This is a genomic window from Erythrobacter sp. MTPC3, assembly GCF_042854385.1.
GTDB lineage: Bacteria > Pseudomonadota > Alphaproteobacteria > Sphingomonadales > Sphingomonadaceae > Erythrobacter.
Genome location: NZ_BTGP01000006.1, coordinates 121,111 through 138,920 on the forward strand (window position 1 = coordinate 121,111; position 17,810 = coordinate 138,920).

Genomic DNA, 17,810 nt, shown 5'->3' on the forward strand with positions numbered 1-17,810 from the left:
CCTGACGCGGCTCTTCGCTCACGCCTCCACCTTTGCTTTAAGGCGGCGGATGCGCAGCGGGGCAAAGGCGTCGTCCTGATCAAGCTCGGCGCGGCCCCGCTTTGCCAGCTCAAGCGCCGCGACAAAACTGGATGCAAGCGCCGATTTGCGCAGTGCAGGGTCGGCGTGACGCGGCAAAAAGTCTCGGATTTCCATCCATTCCAGCGTAACGCCGAGCATCGCAGAAACGCGGTCCAGCGCGCTGTCCAGCGTCATCACGGGGCGGTCAGCGACGTGATAAATGCGCGGGGACGTGCGCGCCTTGACCTGTCCATAAGCCTGAATCAGCGAGTATGCGTCGCTTTTCCATTGGGTCTTGCGGTCGATCCGCAGCCCTTCGGGTGCGCCGCGCACAAAGATATCGCGCCCGATCCGGTCGCGCGCCATCAGCCGCGCCGCCGATTCGCGCATCGCACCAAGCCGCTGGAGCCGCAATTGCAGGCGCAAGGCGAGCTCTTCGGGGCTGGGGTCTTCTTGCTCCTCTTTCGGCAAGAGCAGCGATGATTTGAGGTAGGCAAGCCACGCCGCCATCACGAGGTAATCGGCGGCCAGTTCCAGCCGCAGCTTTTCGGCCTGCTCGATATAGGTGAGGTATTGGTCAACCAGTGCAAGGATCGAAATCTGGCGCAAATCGACCTTTTGACGCCGTGCGAGGTCCAGCAGCAGGTCGAGCGGACCCTCCCAGCCGTCCAGTTCCAGATACAGCGCCTTGTCGCCCGTTTTCGCGCCCTGCCGTGCCGCATCGTCTTGGGGCCAATTGTCGGGCATTTCGGCGGTCGGTTCGCCCGCGCCCATTGCACCGCCTGTCAGCATGAAGCCGGATTGCTCGGTTTCGCTCATGCCGCCTGATCCGTCAGCGCCAGCAGAGCGTCGCGTTTCGCCATTAATGCGCCATGCTCATCAGGCATTTCCTGAGCGACGCGTGTGTTTTCAAGCGCGCGGTCGAGCCGTCCCGCCGTCTGTTCGGACATCACCGGAAGGCTTTCACAAATGCCGACCATGTCGTCCATTTTCGCCCAGCAATTCAGGATCAGGTCGCATCCCGCGGCATGGGCGCGAGCGGAGCGTTCCGGGATCGTCCCGTCGAGCGCCTCCATGTCGATATCATCGGTCAGCAGCAGCCCGTCAAAACCGATCTCGCCGCGGATAATGTCGCGGATAATTGTCTCGGACAGAGTGGCGGGATTTTCCGCATCCCACACCGGAAACAGCAGATGTCCCGTCATGCCGATGGGTGCCGTGTTGAGCGCGCGGAACGGCGCGAGATCGCTTTCCAGTTCCTGCGCGCTGGCATAGACGGTGGGCATCTCCTTATGCGTGTCGACGCTGGTGCGGCCATGGCCCGGCATATGCTTGATACAGCCTGCAACTCCGCCTGCCGCCAGCCCGTCCAGAATGGCTCTGCCGAGCGCGGCGACCTGCACCGGGTTGCCCCCCAGCGCGCGGTCCCCGATGACATCGTGCGCGCCGGTCTGCCGTACATCCAGCGGAGGGTGATAATCGACTGTGATGCCCATTGCGGACATTTCCAGCCCGAGCGCCGCCGCATTGGCGCGCGCTGCCTCTATCGCGCTGGCGGGGGCGAGGTCATACAGCCTGTCAAATGCTTCGCCTGCGGGATACGCGCCCCAATGCGGCGGCCGCAACCGGGCCACACGGCCACCCTCCTGATCGATCGACACCAGCAGGCGGTCGCGGCCATGCAGGGCGCGCAATTCGTCAGTGAGTGCGCGAAGCTGATCGCGTGTCTCGCAGTTCCTTCCGAACAGGATGTAGCCAGCCGGATCCGCATCGCGGAAAAAAGCGCGCTCATCAGCCGTCAAAGAAGGGCCGCTGCATCCAAAAATCGCCGGGATCATGCTCGGAGACTTGCAGGAGCGGGGCGGTCAGGCAAGCGCGCTAACGACTTGCGGCGGGGAAAAATGCGTTGTGTGCGAAACGGGCAGCTTGTCGCAGCCGGCCCCCTCAGGATTTGACCGCGCAATCGAGGCCGTCTTCCTTGATCTTGCGGCACAATTCTTCGGCGGCGGCGCGATTCGGCAATACCGCCTGAAGCCGGTAGACCGTGCTGCCATCGACCACGCCGGTGACAATCCGGTTTTTCACCCCGTTCAGAACGTCCGTCTGACGCATCAGGGTGTTCCAGCCGGTCTGTGCGCGGCTGCGCGATCCGTAAGCGGCTAGCTGCACGCCGACGCCTTGAGGCTGGGATACAGATGGAGGGGTTTCAACCGGATCAGCGGGCACGATCTTTTCGCCGCCTGTTGCGGCCTGCGCTGGCGCAGTCGTAGCAGCAGGTTCGGCTTCGTCGTTGCGCATCTTGGCATCGCGAGTCTGGCCCTCGCCAACCACGGGGGCGACGTTGCCGGTGCCGGCAAACTCCTTGCCTCCGGGATCTTCCGGGCGTTCTTTAACCGGGCCTTCGGGTGCCTCGATGGTGCTGCCATCGGCGATGTATTCGCCGTCACCGCCAGTGTTTGTCAGCAGATAGATGCCGCCTACGATGCCCACCAAAAGCAGCAGGAGCACAGCGCCAAAGCCGGCGATCTGAGCCGTGTCCACGCCTCCCGCAGCCTCATCCTCCTCATCCGCCTCTAACCAAGGCAGGCTGTCGGATTCCGACAGGTCCAGCTCTTCTGAGCTGTTGTCAATTTCTTCGAATTCGGCGTCGATAACCACTGACGTTCCGTCCTTTCACGCGGACCTGATCAAAAACCATGTTAGCTAACCGTCAGAGCGATTCAACCGCCTCGACACCCAGCACATTCAGGCCATTGCGGATCACTTGCCCGATTGCCTGCGCCAGGAAAAGCCTCGCCTGCGTCAAACCGGCATCCTGTTCCACGATGAACCGTTTTTGTGCGTCGTCGTTACCCAAATTCCAGAACGCGTGGAGGTCGGCGGCCAGATCATAGAGATAAAATGCGATCCGGTGCGCCTCGCGCGCTTTTGCCGCCGCTTCGATCACGCGCGGGAATTGGGCGGCGCTGCGGATCAGCGCGAGCTCCTCCTCGCCCAGCCGGTCCAGCGCGTCATCCGAAGGCGCAAAACCGGCCTCTGCCGCTTTGCGTAGCGTCGAACAGATACGCGCATGGGCGTATTGAACGTAGAAAACGGGGTTGTCTTTCGATGCCTCGACCACCTTGGCGAAGTCGAATTCCATCTGCGCTTCGGGTTTGCGGGTCAGCATGGTGAAACGCACCACATCCTTGCCCACTTCCTCGATCATGTCGGCGATGGTGATGAAATTGCCCGATCGTTTGGACATCTTGACCGGTTCACCGTCACGCATCAGGGCGACCATTTGCACGAGTTTTACATCGAAGGGAGTTGGCTCACCCTTCCCTTCGGATAGCGCTGCAACCGCAGCCTTGATCCGTTTCACCGTGCCAGCATGGTCCGCGCCCCAGATGTCGATCAGCTCATCGGCGTTTTCCGCCTTTTGCATGTGATACGCGAGGTCGGCCCCGAAATAGGTCCATTTGCCGTTCGATTTCTTGATCGGGCGGTCCTGATCGTCGCCGAATTGGGTCGAGCGGAACAAGGGCAGCTCCACAGGCTCCCAATCTTCGGGCGGCGCCTTGCCCTTGGGCGCTTCCAAGACGCCATCATAAACGAGGTCATGCTGGCGCAGCCATGCCTCTGCCTCGTCCGGCTTTCCTGCCAGATGCAGCGCCGCTTCCGATGCGAAGACATCGTGATGGATGCCCAGCAGGGCGAGATCGCTTTTGATGAGCTCCATCATTCGCGTGACCGCTTCGGCGCGGAAAATCGGTAGCCAGTCGTCCTCTGGCTCGCCCTTATGCTTTTCACCAAATTCCAGCGCGAGACTTTCGCCCACGGGTTTCAGGTAATCGCCGGGATACAGCCCCTCGGGAATGGCGCCGATATCCTCGCCCAGCGCTTCGCGGTAACGCAGGTGCGCGGACCGCGCGAGCGTATCGACCTGACCGCCCGCATCGTTGATATAATATTCGCGGGTGACCGAATGGCCTGCAAATTCGAGCAGGCTGGACAAGGCATCGCCCACGACCGCGCCGCGGCAATGGCCCATATGCATCGGGCCGGTCGGATTGGCTGAGACGTATTCGACATTCACCGTGCGCCCGCCGCCCATGGCGGAGCGGCCATAATCATCTGCAAGAGCGTGGATCGCGCCCAGTTCAGTCAGCCACGCCGCCGGATCAAGGCGCAGGTTGATAAAGCCCGGTCCAGCAATATCCGCGCTGGCGATGCCATCTTCCTCAGCGAGTTTTGCCGCGATCTGTTCGGCCAGTGCGCGCGGATTGGTCTTCGCCTGCTTGGCCAGAACCATCGCCGCGTTTGTGGCCAGATCGCCGTGTGCAGGGTCGCGCGGCGGCTCCAGCGTTACATTGGCAAAGCTGGCATCGGCTGGCAGCACGCCCTCGCCCGCCAAAGCGGTGAGGACATTTTCGATTTTCACCGCATAGGCGGCATACAGGGTCTGGATTTCGGTCATCTTGTTGTCCGCGCGCCAACTGGTGCGCGTTTCCTTCGCTTAGGCGGTCTGACGGCCGCATGGCTGCGGGCGGGCACAGCCCGCTACCGGCTTACCTTGTTGCGTTATAGGCCAGTTGATCTTCGGTCAGCTGAAACCCGACCAGCATTTCAAAGCTCGTGCGCTGGATTGCGGCTTTCACTTCCGGTGCGGCCAGCGGGTCCAGCGCCGCATCAGCGTCCCCTGCGCGGCGGCGGCGGGTGATTCGCTCGCGAATATCCTCTGGCAGGGTGGCATCAGCACGGTTCACGAACGATCCGGCCTTGCCAGTGGCAGAGGCGCGTTCCTGGCCGTCTGCAAAACTGACGGTAACCTCGCCCACCCGTTTCGTGACAACGGCGCTGCCACCGCGAAGCACGGTGACGAAATACGGCAACGTAACGGTGCGGGCACCGCGAACATCGCTGCGGCGGACATTCACGTCGAACGTCGCCTCGCTGTAAACGCGATCAGTGCTATCGTCGCAGGTGGCGCGCAGGTTCGTCATCGAAGCGGTCATATCGAGATTGGAGATCGTCGCATCGCCAGCCGTGCGGAACACGGTGACATCGCCGGTGTAATCGGGAATGCCGACAGAAGGGCACGATGACAGGACCGATGTCACACCGACGCCCTGATCAACCACCAGTTCACCTTCTTGCGCGCATCCTGCCAATCCAGCAGCCAGCGCAATCGCGGGAAGAAAACGGGTGCGAAAAGCCATGAATTACACGTCCTTGAGTTGTCGATCCATATTGCCGCGCGTCAATTGCCGCAGCGTGCGCTCTCGCCCTAGCGGTGCGCGCAACAAAGCGCTAGAGGGGGCGGTATGAACGCGCCCTTTCCAAATTCAGACGCCGCCAGCAGCGATGCCGCCCCCGCTGGCGAACCGCTCGATCTCCTGATTGCCGCACCGCGCGGCTTTTGCGCAGGCGTGGACCGCGCCATCGAAATCGTTGAAAAATCGCTCGAACGCTACGGTGCTCCGGTCTATGTGCGCCACGAAATCGTCCACAACAAATATGTGGTCGAGGGGCTGAAGGCCAAAGGCGCGATTTTCGTCGAGGAACTGGACGAAGTGCCCGCCGACGCGCCGGTCGTTTTCAGCGCGCATGGCGTGCCCAAATCGGTGCCCGCCGAGGCTGAACGGCGCAACATGATCTATCTCGACGCGACATGCCCGCTGGTGTCCAAGGTGCACCGCCAGGCCGAACGCCAGATCGAGAAGAAACGCCATATCATCTTTGTCGGACACGAAGGTCATCCCGAAGTGATCGGGACCATGGGGCAAGTCGAACCGGGTCAGATGACACTGGTCGAAACGATCGAGGACGTGGACAAGCTACCCTTCGATAGCGATCAGGAACTTGCCTATCTCACGCAGACCACCTTGTCGGTGGACGATACCGCAGAAGTGATCGCGGCGCTGGAATGGCGGTTCCCGAACATCAGCGGGCCCAAGGCGGAGGATATCTGCTATGCGACCTCCAACCGTCAGGCGGCGGTCAAGGATCTGGCCCCGGATTGCGATCTGGTGCTGGTAATCGGTGCGCCCAATTCTTCAAATTCACTGCGGCTGGTCGAAGTGTCCGAACGGCTTGGCACCCCGGCAAAGCTGATCCAGCGCGCGGACGAAATCAACCCGGAATGGCTCGACGGTGTGCAAACGCTGGGCCTGACCGCCGGTGCCTCCGCACCTGAAGTGCTGGTGCGCGAGGTTGTCGATGCGCTCGGGCGGCTGCGGCCGATCCGGGAACGCACGATCACCGCCGCTGAGGAAAAGATGGTTTTCAAGCTGCCCCGCCAGCTGACCGAGTAACGCGGCACGGCGCCCTGACCCATGGCGGTGTACACCCATCTTGGCGCGGAAGAACTATCCCGGCTGATCGCCCACTATGATGTCGGCGAACTGGTGTCTGCAAAAGGCATCGCCGAGGGCGTTTCCAATTCAAACTGGCTGATTGAAACAAGCGGCGCGGAAGGTCAGGGCGCGCGGTTCATTCTCACCATGTATGAACGCCGGATCGAGCTTTCGGACCTGCCCTATTTCCTTGGCCTGTTGGATCATCTTTCGGCCAAAGGATGCCCCGTCCCGCGAACCATCCATGACAGCGCCGGGGCAGCCTACCGGATGGAGCAAGGCAAGGCGGTGGCCCTGATTGAATTTCTGCCCGGCGTATCTCCGACCCAGCCCAGCCCCGATCAGGCGCATGCCGTGGGACAGGTGCTGGCCGAAATGCACCTGTGCAGCGGCGATTTCACGCGCAGCCGCGCCAACACCATGGGCTTTGCCGACAATCTCGCCGTGCTAGAGAAATGCGGCGCGCAAGGGCTCGCCTCGATCAACGCGGACCTGCCCGCCATGATCCAGCACGCGCATAAAGCCGCCGCGCTGGACATGGGCGCTCTGCCGCAGGCCAATATCCATGCCGATCTGTTTCCCGACAACGTGCTGATGCTGGGAAGCGAGGTCACGGGCCTCATTGATTTCTACTTCGCCTGCACCGGGGCAATGGCGCTCGATCTGGCGACCACCCATGCCGCGTGGTGTTTCGATGGAGCGAACGGCTACAATGCCGATTTGGGCCGCGCCATGGTCGCCGGATATGAAAGCGTGCGCCCGCTGACGGATAAAGAGCGCGCGATCCTGCCCGACATTGCCAAGGGTGCAGCCTTGCGATTTGTAGCCAGCCGCGCGGAAGATTGGCTAGACACCCCGGACGATGCGCTTGTCACGCGTAAGGATCCGATGGAATTTGCCCAAAGATGGCACGTTTACGATGAACTGGGTGAAAAGGCCTTTTCCCGCGCGTAAAGACAGGCCAATGAAGCGGCCAATGAAACAGGTGGAAATATTTACGGACGGTTCCTGCAAGGGAAATCCGGGTCCGGGTGGCTGGGGTGTGCTGCTGCGCATGGGCCAGCATGAGAAAGAATTATCAGGCGGTGAGGCCGATACGACCAACAACCGAATGGAAATGATGGCGGTGATTAAGGGGCTGGGCGCTTTGATAGAACCGTGCTCGGTCAATCTGTATTCCGACAGCAAATATGTGCTCGACGGCATTACCAAGTGGGTCGATGGCTGGAAAAAGCGCGGCTGGGTCACAGCGAGCAAGAAACCGGTGCGCAATGCCGATCTGTGGCATGAACTGATCGATCTTGCCGCCCGGCACGAGGTCGAATGGCACTGGGTCAAAGGGCATTCGGGACACCCCGAAAATGAACGCGTTGACCAATTGGCGAGCGAACAGGCCCAGATCGCTGCATTTCCGCAGGATGAGGCCGAATAAGAAAACGGGCGCCACCCGGTAAGGGCGCGCCCGCTTTATTCAACCGTCAGGCACGGCGCGTTTAGCTGTGGTCTTCAACAGGTGCGTTCGGGCCGTTTTTCTTGATCGAATCAATGGCGTTTTGCGCGCTCGATTTGCTGGAATAGCCCTGCGTCGAGAACATGACTTCGGAATTGTAACTGAAACGCACCCGATATTCCTCGGCCTTGTCTTTGTAGATTTCAAATTTGTGAGCCATTGCATTTTCCCTCATTAGATTTGCGAAACTCGGCGCTCACCTTACAGATTGAAAACCACTTGGCTAGGTGCAGGCAGGCGCTTGTGCGCCGTGAAAACGCGCGGGCGAATATGCCGCCGGATCGATCCTGGTTGTCATGGCATCGGCGCTATGCCCCAGCATTATCTGAGCGCCTAATCGCGCAGCGGCAGGAGCGGTCTGGATGCCAAAGCCTCCCTGCCCTGCAAACCATTCAAAACCTTCAATTTCAGGGTCGGGCCCGTAAACCGGCAGCCTGTCGGGCGCAAAGCTGCGCAGTCCGGCCCAGCGCCGCTCTACCGCCGCGATTGTCCAGTCGGTGACGGATTGAAAACGGTCAATCACCTGCGCAACGTCAATCTCCTCAGGCGCGGCGTCGCAGGGCTGGCTAGGGATTTCGTCATGCGGGCTTAGCCAAAGACGCCCCCCGTCCGATTTGAAATAGAAATCGCCATTGATGTCCAGCACCAGTGGCAGGTTGTCCGGTGGCTCAGGATCAACGCGAAGCTGCACAACGGTGCGGCGTTTCGGGTCGATCCCCAGCGGCCTCGCCCCGGCCAGTTGCGCCAGCGGGTCTGCCCACGCGCCAGCGGCGTTGACGATTTTTGCGGCGCGAAAGACGTCGCCTTTTGCGGTCTGAATAATCCAGCCGCCATCATCGGTTCGGGAGAGCGCGGTGACCTGCGCCCGGCAGACAAGGTTCGCGCCGTGATGTTTCAGCGCCTTCAGATAATGCTGGTGCAGACCGGCAACGTCGATATCCGCGCAGGCAGGCTCCCAGATCGCATCGCTCCACCCCTCGCGCATGGCCGGGACGCGCGCTTCTAATCCTTTCCGGTCCAGCCGTTCAATAGTGACCCCGGTTCCGCGGAAGGTTTCAAAGAATTCGTCGATCTGCGTTTTATCCTCGCTTTTGCCGACATACAGCGCGCCGCGTTGGCGCAGAAAACCGTGATCGCGCAGATATTCACCCGATGCGAGGGTAAGCGGCACAACGCCCGGCCCGCCATAGCATTCCTCCCAGAACGCTGCAGATCGCCCGGTCGAATGATAGCCCGGCACATCCTCCGCCTCCAGCACGAGCACGCTGGCATGGGGCGCGATTTCAGCCGCTAGGCTTGCCCCGGCCATGCCGGCACCGACAATCGCGAAATCGTAAACCGGTAGCGACATTGGCTTTACCGGGCCTTTGCAGGTGCGTGGGTATCGAGGAAGTCGGCGATGGCGCGCATCGCCTTTCCGCGCACATCATCGGTTTCGCGCAGAATTTCATGCGCGGATTCATTGCCAAATTCGATCAGCTTTCCCTGGGGAAGCCGGTCTGCCGCGCGGACATTGGCCGGATGGCTGACGAGTTTGTCGGATGTGGTAGAAAGGATCAGGACCGGCACCCTCACCTGCTCCAGCGCGCCCGGTTCCTCAAGCATCCGCCATGAGGCATAGGCGCGTTCCAGCCAGCGCCAGCTTGCCGGGCCCATTACAAGTTCGGGCCGGTGGTCGCGCCACCATTGTTCGTCCTGATAGCGGTCGGGATCATGGGTCAGCAGCGTCTGACGCCCGATCGGCAGTTCGCCCGGTTTCTCACTCCACTTCCACGCCTGACGCATGGGATCGCCGACGCGGTTCATCATCCGCGCCACTCCGTGCAGCATCGGCAGCGGCAGCGGCGGTCCGTTCATGCCCAGCATCGGCGCGCTGAGGAACACCGCGTCGGGATCGACCCGCTTTTCAACCAAAGCGCGCATGACAAGATGCCCGCCCATCGAATGCGCAGCGAGGATGTGCGGGCCGCCGTTGGACGCTTTCCAGCTGTCCCAGAATTCCGCAAGATCATCGATCCAGATGCCGAAATCCTCGATATGGCCAGTCACTTCGTCCCCGCCCAGACGCCCGCTGCCTGCCTGCCCCCGCCAATCGGCTGCGGTTACGCGCCATCCGGCCCGGTGCCATTCTTCCAGGCTTTCGAGATATTTTTCGTAATTGTCGCCGCGTCCTGGAAAAAACAGGATCGATCCGCGCGCCCCCGCGCTCTCACCAGCCCCGGGCCAGTCAATCCGGCGCAGCTTGTGCCCGTCGCGGGTTTCGTAAATCGTCTCGGTTGCGGCAGGCGGGATCTCGCGCCGATCAATCGGCGGGTCTGCGGCCTGCGAGCCGGTCAGGATGGTTGCGTCGCTCACGTGATGGATACCCGGCCTTTGGTCATGGTTACTATTTGGTAAGCACTCTTCTGTACCAAAGCCTTCAAGGAGACCTGCCGGACCGTCCGGCGGGCAACTCTTGGGGGCCTAATGCTTACTCTTTACATTCACTACGGTCTGCTGGTTGCCTTGGCAATTGCGCTGCTGTTTGCAGCCTTCACTGATATGCGCAGCCGCAAGATCAGCAACAAGCTGAACCTGGCGATCGCGCTGGGCGCGCCGATTTTTTGGTGGAGCAGCGGCATGTCGCTGTGGCCGGAAGTGGCGATCCAGTTCGGCATCGCCCTCGCCGCTTTTGCGGTCTTTGCAGCGATTTTCGCGTTTGGCGGGATGGGCGGCGGAGATGTGAAACTGCTCACCGCACTCGCGCTTTGGATTGAACCGACCGGCTTCATGCAATTGCTGGTCATCATGGCGCTGGCTGGCGGCGTGCTGACCATTGTCATGGGCGGCTGGCATTTCCTGCGCCGGCAGAAGGAACGGCTGGCCATTCCATACGGGGTCGCCATCGCAATCGGCGGCCTGTGGGTTCTCGCGGCAAATTACATTCCGACAAACATGCCGGTGGCGTGAACTCCATCTTAACCAATTCAGACTTACTGATTGAAACCATACCCGCCCGACAATTCAGCCGGGCCGAAACGAGGGGGCTAGAATAGCCATGGATAGGAAGAAGCTGGTTCTGCTGCTTGGAGCGCTGATCATTGCGGTCGGTACTGCTTTTGCAGCTCGGAGCATGTTCGCATCGGGCGCTGCGCCGGAGGCCGTCGCGGCCCCCGAACCGACAGGTCCAAAGGTGCTTGTCGCAAATCGCGCGCTGCCTGCTGGCACAATCGTTACCGCCGATGCGCTGGGTTACCAGCAATGGCCGGAAGAGCTGGTCAAGGATGCCTATTTCCTTGATGGCGAATCGGATGTGAACCAGCTGCTGGGCACCGTGGTACGCTTTCCTGTCACTGCGGGTGAACCTGTCACTCAGGGTTCGCTTGTCAGCCCTGGCGACCGCGGCTTTCTCGCAGCGGCGCTTGGCCCTGGTATGCGCGCCGTCACCGTTCCGGTATCCGCACGCACCGGTGTTGCAGGCTTCGTCTTCCCGGGTGACCGTGTTGACCTCGTCCTGACACAGGCTGTTGCCGCTGCATCGACCGATGGAAGCCTGCAGGGCGCCGAGACCATTCTTCAGAACCTGCGCGTTCTTGCAACCGACCAGTCGACCGAGACTGTCCAGAACGAAGCGGGCAAGACCGTGGTTCGGGCATTCCGCACTGTCACCATCGAAGTGACGCCAAAACTGGCCGAACAGGTTGCCGTTGCCCAGACAATGGGCACACTTAGCCTGGTCCTTCGCTCGCTCGCCGACAATCAGGTCGAACTGGACCGCGCGATTGCCAATGGCGATATCGACATCCCCGAAGACGCCACGCCCGAAGAGGAAGAGCGTATCCTGCGCACCGCTGCCGGCCGTCCGGTCGATGGCAAGCAAACCTTCCAGACCGCATTGGACGTTTCCAAGTTCCGCCGTCAGGAACAGACCCGGGCCCAGGCAATCGCTCAGGCACAGCGCACCGCGCCCGCACTGGGCGTGTCGGGAACCGCTGGCGGCGTTCCGGTCTATGCCGGTCCGACAGTCCGCGTGACTCGGGGCAAAGACACCGATGAAGTGCCGGTTGGCGGCGCGGCGAACACCATGCTTCGCGGTCAGGCCAGCAACGTCAGACAGGGCGGCCAAACCGCTGCCTCGGTCGGCTCGTCGATCGTGAGATGAGGGGAGCCATGATGTTTCGTCACACACAAAGTTCGAAGTCCGCATCCGCGGCGACAGGGAAACCTATGGGGGGTCGTAAGATGACACGCCAATTTAAAGCCAAATTGCTCTTGGCATCGATTGCAGCAGCACCGCTTGCTGTGATGCCCGCAGCAACCGCGACCGCACAGCAGGTCGTCTCGCCATCGCAGGACATTGTTCTGTCGATCGGCAAAGGCGAACTGATCACGATCCCCGGATCAATGGCCGATGTTTTCATCGCCAATGACGGGATCGCCGATGTGCAGGTCAAATCGCAGCGCCAGCTATATGTCTTTGGCAAGGCCGGCGGTGAAACCACCATCTATGCCAGCAACGCCCGCGGCGATGTAATTTTTTCGGCCAATATCCGGGTCGGTTCGAACATCGGCAGCGTCGATCAGATGATGGCGCTCGCTATGCCGGACGCATCCGTCAACGTGGCAACGATGGGAACGAACACCGTTCTACTGACAGGCACCGTTGCCGCTCCTGAAGATGCGGCAGAGGCAGAGCGTCTTGTGCAGGCATTCTTGGGCGAGGACGCCAACGTGATAACCCGCCTGAAAACGGCGACCCCGCTGCAGGTCAACCTGCAGGTGAAATTCGCCGAAGTCAGCCGCAGCCTTGTCCGCGCAATCGGCGGTAACTTGCAGACGGCAGACGGGACCAGCGGTTTCCGTTTTGGAACCGGCACGGGCCGTTCCATCGGCGGACAGGAATTCAATTTTGGCGGCCCACTGGGTGCCGGCAATGGAGCTGCTCAAACCTCTTTCGTATTGCCCGACGGCACGACCATTGTCGGTCCATCGGTCGATTCGCAGGGCGGAACATCCCTCGCCGGTTTGGGTGAACTATTCGGGATCAACGTGCTTGGCGCACTCGACCTGTCAGAACAGCTTGGCCTTATCACCACGCTTTCGCAGCCAAACCTGACCGCTCTTTCCGGTGAGACAGCAACCTTCCTTGCAGGCGGCGAATTCCCGATCCCGATCAGTCAGGGCCTCGGCAATGTCTCAATCGAATATCGCGATTTCGGTGTAAGCCTGTCTTATACTCCGACCGTCCTTGCCAATGGCCGCATTTCACTGCGCGTCCGTCCGGAAGTGTCCGAATTGTCGAGCCAGGGCGCCGTTACACTTAACGGTTTCCAGGTTCCGTCACTGACCATTCGCCGCACGGAGACGACGGTTGAACTCGGCTCAGGCCAAAGCTTCATGATCGCCGGCCTGATGAGCGCGAGCTCGCAGAACGCGCTCGACAAGGCGCCGGGTCTTGGCGACGTGCCGATCCTTGGCAATCTGTTCCGCAGCCGCGATTTCCGCCGCGGTGAAACAGAGCTGGTCATCGTAGTGACACCGTACCTGGTGAAGCCGGTCAATGCCCGCGACATCAAGCTTCCGACCGACGGTTTCCGTTCGGCGACCGAGCTTGAGCAGTTCCTCGGCTACAAGGACAATTCCGGTGTTTCCGGTGAAGAACGTCCGATGCCGACAGCTGCCGATCAGGATGCGCCCATGCCCGACGTGAGCAATGCCGATCCAGCCGCCATCGTCCCGTCCAGTGCGCAAAAAGATCCGCGCCGGGCCGACAAGAAAAACAGCAAGAAGAACCGTTCGGCAGATGCCGCGGCTCCTGGCTTCAGTCTCTAATTCGGGAAAGGTGAGAACAATGCGTATTGCACGTAACAGCAAACTCGCGGGGGCGCTCGCACTCTCGATCGGACTGGCAGCCGGTGGCTGCGCCGGAATGCCGACCAACGCTTCGCTTTACAGCACGAAACAGCCGGTGGTGGAACGCACGAACTTCACGTTCGATGTAAACACCAACGCGTCTGGTCTGGCTGTTTCGGAACAGGCACGTCTCGACGGCTGGTTCGAAACAATGGACCTTCGTTACGGTGACAAGGTCACGGTCGAAGACCCGACCAACAGCCCTGCCGTATCAAGCACGATCAACGAATTGGCTGGCCGGTATGGCATCATCATCGAACAGACTGCACCAACGACTGCGGGGTATCTTCAGCCGGGCCAGGCCCGCGTGGTCATCACCCGGTCCAGCGCATCTGTTCCCGGTTGCCCAGATTGGTCGAACCAGTCTGACGCCAATTATAATAGCGGTCTGAGCGAAGGCTTTGGCTGCGGTGTTAACAGCAACATCGCTGCGATGGTCGCCAACCCGCAAGACCTGCTCGAAGGGCAGGAAGGCACCGGCGAAACCGTTGTCGCAACGGGCACAAAAGCCATCAGTACCTATCGCGACGCTGCCCCGACCGGGGCCGGCGGACTGCAACAAGCTCAAGGCGGAGGAGAGTAAGCCATGAACGCTCCATGGAAATCGGGTCTTCCCGGAAATCGTGATGCCTTTGCGGCATACATCTGCGACGATGCTGCGCTGGACGTACTGCGCCCGGTCGTCATCGAGATGGGCTGGCAGCCGGAAAAGTGCAACAAGGGCGGCCTGCGCAACGCAGTCCAGTCGCTCTCTGTCAGCGCAAGCCCGGCGATCCTCGTGGTCGACCTTTCGGAAAGCGGTGATCCGCTGAACGATATCAACGCACTGGCAGAAGTCTGCGAGCCGGGCACGGTGGTTATTGCCATCGGCCAGGTCAACGATGTCCGCCTGTACCGCGATCTGATCGCCAGCGGCATCCACGACTACATGCTCAAACCGCTGAATGCGCAGCAGGTGCACGATTCGCTGAATCAGGCTCTTGCAGTGTTCACCTCGCCCAAAGCGGGCGACGGTGATGCCGTTAAGAAGCATATCTCCACGGCTGTCGTGGGAACACGCGGCGGTGTTGGTGCATCGACGATGGCAACATCGCTGGCATGGCTATTCAGCGGCGAGCATGATTCGCCGACTGCCCTGCTCGATCTCGACATCCACTTCGGCACCGGCGCTCTTGCGCTGGATCTGGAGCCGGGCCGCGGCCTGACCGACGCGATCGACAATCCGAGCCGTATTGATGGTCTTTTCATCGAACGTGCGATGACGCGCGCCAATGAAAAGCTCTCGATCCTCTCGGCAGAGGCACCGATCAGCCAGCCGCTGATGACCGACGGATCGGCTTTCGTCCAACTGGAGGAAGAATTCCGCCAGGCGTTCGAAATGACCGTCATCGACATGCCGCGCAATATGTTGATCAACTTCCCGCATTTGCTGGCCGACGTGAACCTTGTGCTGCTCACATGCGAGCTGACGCTGGCATCTGCGCGTGACACCATCCGTGTCCTCTCGTGGCTCAAGACCAACGCTGCCCACGCCCATCCGATGATTGTTGCCAACAAGGTGCAGCCGGGTGTCGCAGAAATCAGCAAGGCCGATTTCGAGGCTTCGATTGAACGCAAGATCGACTTTGTCGTCCCATACGACATCAAAGCCGCATCGAACGCTGCCAAGCTGGGTCAGGTCTTTGTCGAGGCAAACCGTTCCAGCAAGGCAAGCGCAGTGATCCGCCAGATCGGCGAACGCATCATGGGCGCAAGCGAAGAGGATCTCGCATCGGTGACCGAAGAAAAAAAATCGCTGCTTGGCGGCTTCGATCTTAAGTCGCTGCTGGCGAAAAAGGAAAAGGCTCCGGCGAAAGAACCGGCTGAATAAGCCACTTTCGCCCGCACCCAAGGCGGTCCTGAAAAGGACGCGCCGCGGGTTGCGGGAGGCCGGGCAACCGGCACCGAGCCAATGCTGCGGACGACGCGGCGCAACGTAGGAACCTGGCGGAAAGCAATAGCATGGACTTTACCCAAACTCTGCTCGTTACCGGTGCAATCTTTGCCGTGATCGTGGTGGGCTACCTTCTCGCCACCAATTCCGGCGCAGGAAAAGCCCAGAAACGCCGCCTTGAATCGCTGCGTTATCGCCACTCGGAAAGCACCGACACCAAGGTTGAATCGCAGCTGAAAAAGGCGATTGCCGCGCGTAAGCCATCGGCGCACCGCGTCGCCGGCTCTGGATCGCGGATGGAAGCGCTCGCCACACGGCTCGACCGGACCGGCAAACCGTGGACTGTTACGCAGTATCTCTACGCATCGGCCGGGATCACCGTAGTCGTCGCGATGGCCGTGTTCATGCAATCGGGCGCGCCTCTTCTTGCATTGGGTGTCGGCCTGGTCGCTGGCGGGGGCATCCCACATTTCGTGATCGGTTTCCTGATCAATAAACGGACCAACGCCTTCAACGAAAAATTCCCGGACGGCATCGAGTTGCTGGTGCGCGGCCTGCGTTCCGGCCTGCCGGTGACAGAGACGCTGCAAGTGGTCGCTCAGGAAGTATCCGGCCCTGTCGGGGTCGAGTTCAAGGGCATCACGGAACGGATCAAGATCGGTAAGACGATGGAAGATTCGCTGCAGGACACGGCAAACCGTCTCGGCATCCCGGAATTCAACTTTTTCTGCATCACCCTCGCCATCCAGCGCGAGACGGGCGGTAACCTGGCAGAAACACTGTCAAACCTCGCCGACGTGCTGCGCAAGCGGTCGCAGATGAAACTGAAGATCAAGGCGATGAGCTCGGAATCGAAAGCATCTGCCTACATCGTTGGCTCCCTGCCCTTCATCGTGTTCGGCCTGATCTGGATGATCAATCCGGGTTATATTGGCGGCTTTTTTTACGAAGATCGTCTGATCGTCGCCGGTCTCGGGGGGCTCGTGTGGATGAGTATCGGGGTCTTTATCATGGCCAAAATGGTCAATTTCGAAATCTGAGCGGGAAGGAATACAGCAATGCTTGAACAACCCGCAGGACCAACGCTTCTCGGCTTCGACGTAGTTGTCGTCGGAACCGTGCTGGCCGGGCTCGCCGCCTTTGCCGTGATCATGGCGGTTTACGCCGCGGTCACGATCAGGGACCCAATGGCTAAACGCGTCAAATCGCTCAATGAGCGCCGCGACGAACTGAAAGCCGGGATCGTTACTCAGGGGTCGAAGAAACGCGCCAGCCTGGTGCGCCGAACCGACAAGACCGACGCAGTCAAGCAAAAGCTCAACAGCATGAAAGTGCTGCAGCAGAGCCAGCTCGAAGTCGTACAGCAAAAACTTGCCCATGCCGGTTACCGGAACAAGGAACTCGCCGTCTACATCATTGGCGCGCGTGCGATCCTTCCGATCGTATTCGGTGCGCTCGCATTCCTGATGATTTACGGCATCGACTTCTTCCCGGACTGGGGACCGATGAAGCGTCTGGGCGCCATGGCGGCCGTGCTTTTCCTGTCTTACAAAGGCCCGGAAATCTTTCTCGCCAACACTGCGGCAAAGCGTACCAAGGAAATCCAGAAAGGTCTGCCGGATGCGCTCGATCTGCTGGTGATCTGCGCCGAAGCCGGTTTGACCGTCGACGCCGCGTTCAACCGGGTGGCAAAGGAACTGGGCCGCGCTTATCCGGAACTGGGTGATGAATTTGCCCTTACCGCGATTGAGCTGTCATTCCTCAACGAACGGCGCGATGCGTTCAACAACCTTGCCTACCGCGTCGATCTCGAAGCGGTGAAGGGTGTTGTGACCACCATGGTCCAGACCGAACGTTACGGTACTCCGCTGGCCAGCGCCCTGCGTGTCCTTTCGGCTGAATTCCGTAACGAGCGCATGATGCGCGCCGAAGAAAAAGCCGCGCGTCTGCCGGCCATCATGACGGTGCCGCTCATTCTCTTCATCCTTCCGGTGCTGTTCATCGTGATCCTTGGCCCAGCGGCCTGCTCGATCTCCGATGCACTCATCAACAAGGAATAAGACACACGAACAAGTCA

At 60.6% G+C, this 17,810-nt stretch carries 18 protein-coding genes; 10 read left to right on the plus strand and 8 right to left on the minus strand.

The genetic code is table 11. The features are described from left to right. Positions 1-18: 18 nt before the first annotated feature. The 5 genes from ACGHU1_RS09935 to ACGHU1_RS09955 all read right to left on the minus strand — a co-directional run bounded on the left by ACGHU1_RS09935 (position 19) and on the right by ACGHU1_RS09955 (position 5,261). Entirely contained in the window at positions 19-807 is a 789-nt protein-coding gene (locus tag ACGHU1_RS09935) for a segregation and condensation protein A (protein WP_390586627.1), read from the minus strand. 68 nt (positions 808-875) lie between these two features. Then, positions 876-1,898, minus strand: coding sequence for a beta-N-acetylhexosaminidase (gene nagZ, locus ACGHU1_RS09940; RefSeq protein WP_390586383.1), 1,023 nt, complete (start codon positions 1,896-1,898; stop codon positions 876-878). 106 nt (positions 1,899-2,004) lie between these two features. Continuing rightward, positions 2,005-2,718, minus strand: coding sequence for an SPOR domain-containing protein (locus tag ACGHU1_RS09945; protein WP_390586386.1), 714 nt, complete (start codon positions 2,716-2,718; stop codon positions 2,005-2,007). A 52-nt stretch (positions 2,719-2,770) separates the two neighbouring features. Further along, the gene (gene argS, locus ACGHU1_RS09950; RefSeq protein ID WP_390586388.1) at positions 2,771-4,519 is read right to left on the minus strand and encodes an arginine--tRNA ligase; all 1,749 of its coding nucleotides are present in this window, start codon (positions 4,517-4,519) and stop codon (positions 2,771-2,773) included. A gap of 91 nt (positions 4,520-4,610) precedes the next feature. Further along, positions 4,611-5,261 (minus strand): hypothetical protein, encoded by a 651-nt coding sequence (locus ACGHU1_RS09955; RefSeq protein ID WP_390586391.1) that lies wholly within the window; start codon positions 5,259-5,261, stop codon positions 4,611-4,613. A 105-nt stretch (positions 5,262-5,366) separates the two neighbouring features. Here ACGHU1_RS09955 and ispH point away from each other — a divergent pair, with 105 nt between their 5' ends. Genes ispH through rnhA form a run of 3 tightly spaced genes read left to right on the plus strand, consistent with a single transcriptional unit; the run spans position 5,367 to position 7,830 of the window. Then, positions 5,367-6,356 (plus strand): 4-hydroxy-3-methylbut-2-enyl diphosphate reductase, encoded by a 990-nt coding sequence (gene ispH / locus ACGHU1_RS09960; RefSeq protein WP_390586393.1) that lies wholly within the window; start codon positions 5,367-5,369, stop codon positions 6,354-6,356. A gap of 21 nt (positions 6,357-6,377) precedes the next feature. After that, a complete protein-coding gene (locus tag ACGHU1_RS09965; protein WP_390586396.1) occupies positions 6,378-7,352 on the plus strand; it encodes a homoserine kinase in 975 nt (324 codons plus the stop codon). A gap of 22 nt (positions 7,353-7,374) precedes the next feature. After that, positions 7,375-7,830 carry a ribonuclease HI gene (gene rnhA / locus ACGHU1_RS09970; protein WP_390586629.1) on the plus strand — a complete coding sequence of 152 codons (456 nt, stop codon included), beginning with the start codon at positions 7,375-7,377 and terminating at the stop codon, positions 7,828-7,830. Positions 7,831-7,891: 61 nt separating this feature from the next. Here rnhA and ACGHU1_RS09975 read toward each other — a convergent pair whose 3' ends face one another. The 3 genes from ACGHU1_RS09975 to ACGHU1_RS09985 all read right to left on the minus strand — a co-directional run bounded on the left by ACGHU1_RS09975 (position 7,892) and on the right by ACGHU1_RS09985 (position 10,263). Next, positions 7,892-8,068: a YegP family protein gene (locus ACGHU1_RS09975; RefSeq protein ID WP_390586398.1), complete on the minus strand. Its 177-nt coding sequence runs from the start codon at positions 8,066-8,068 to the stop codon at positions 7,892-7,894. 63 nt (positions 8,069-8,131) lie between these two features. Further along, positions 8,132-9,259 (minus strand): NAD(P)/FAD-dependent oxidoreductase, encoded by a 1,128-nt coding sequence (locus ACGHU1_RS09980; RefSeq protein WP_390586401.1) that lies wholly within the window; start codon positions 9,257-9,259, stop codon positions 8,132-8,134. Positions 9,260-9,264: 5 nt separating this feature from the next. Continuing rightward, a complete protein-coding gene (locus ACGHU1_RS09985) occupies positions 9,265-10,263 on the minus strand; it encodes an alpha/beta fold hydrolase (RefSeq protein ID WP_390586404.1) in 999 nt (332 codons plus the stop codon). A gap of 111 nt (positions 10,264-10,374) precedes the next feature. On the opposite strand from ACGHU1_RS09985, the gene ACGHU1_RS09990 reads away from it, so the two are divergent. From ACGHU1_RS09990 to ACGHU1_RS10020, 7 genes are all read left to right on the plus strand, one after another. Next, a complete protein-coding gene (locus ACGHU1_RS09990; protein ID WP_390586407.1) occupies positions 10,375-10,857 on the plus strand; it encodes a prepilin peptidase in 483 nt (160 codons plus the stop codon). Between the two features lie 88 nt (positions 10,858-10,945). After that, positions 10,946-12,049, plus strand: a complete 1,104-nt coding sequence (gene cpaB, locus ACGHU1_RS09995) for a Flp pilus assembly protein CpaB (RefSeq protein WP_390586410.1) — start codon at positions 10,946-10,948, stop codon at positions 12,047-12,049. 80 nt (positions 12,050-12,129) lie between these two features. Further along, positions 12,130-13,719: a type II and III secretion system protein family protein gene (locus ACGHU1_RS10000; RefSeq protein ID WP_390586413.1), complete on the plus strand. Its 1,590-nt coding sequence runs from the start codon at positions 12,130-12,132 to the stop codon at positions 13,717-13,719. Between the two features lie 19 nt (positions 13,720-13,738). Then, positions 13,739-14,383, plus strand: coding sequence for a CpaD family pilus assembly protein (locus tag ACGHU1_RS10005; protein ID WP_390586415.1), 645 nt, complete (start codon positions 13,739-13,741; stop codon positions 14,381-14,383). Between the two features lie 3 nt (positions 14,384-14,386). Then, a complete protein-coding gene (locus tag ACGHU1_RS10010; RefSeq protein ID WP_390586418.1) occupies positions 14,387-15,670 on the plus strand; it encodes a pilus assembly protein CpaE in 1,284 nt (427 codons plus the stop codon). 131 nt (positions 15,671-15,801) lie between these two features. Then, the gene (locus tag ACGHU1_RS10015; protein WP_390586420.1) at positions 15,802-16,773 is read left to right on the plus strand and encodes a type II secretion system F family protein; all 972 of its coding nucleotides are present in this window, start codon (positions 15,802-15,804) and stop codon (positions 16,771-16,773) included. Positions 16,774-16,791: 18 nt separating this feature from the next. Next, on the plus strand, positions 16,792-17,793 hold the full coding sequence (locus ACGHU1_RS10020) for a type II secretion system F family protein (RefSeq protein WP_390586422.1): 1,002 nt from the start codon (positions 16,792-16,794) through the stop codon (positions 17,791-17,793). The last annotated feature ends 17 nt before the right edge of the window (positions 17,794-17,810 follow it).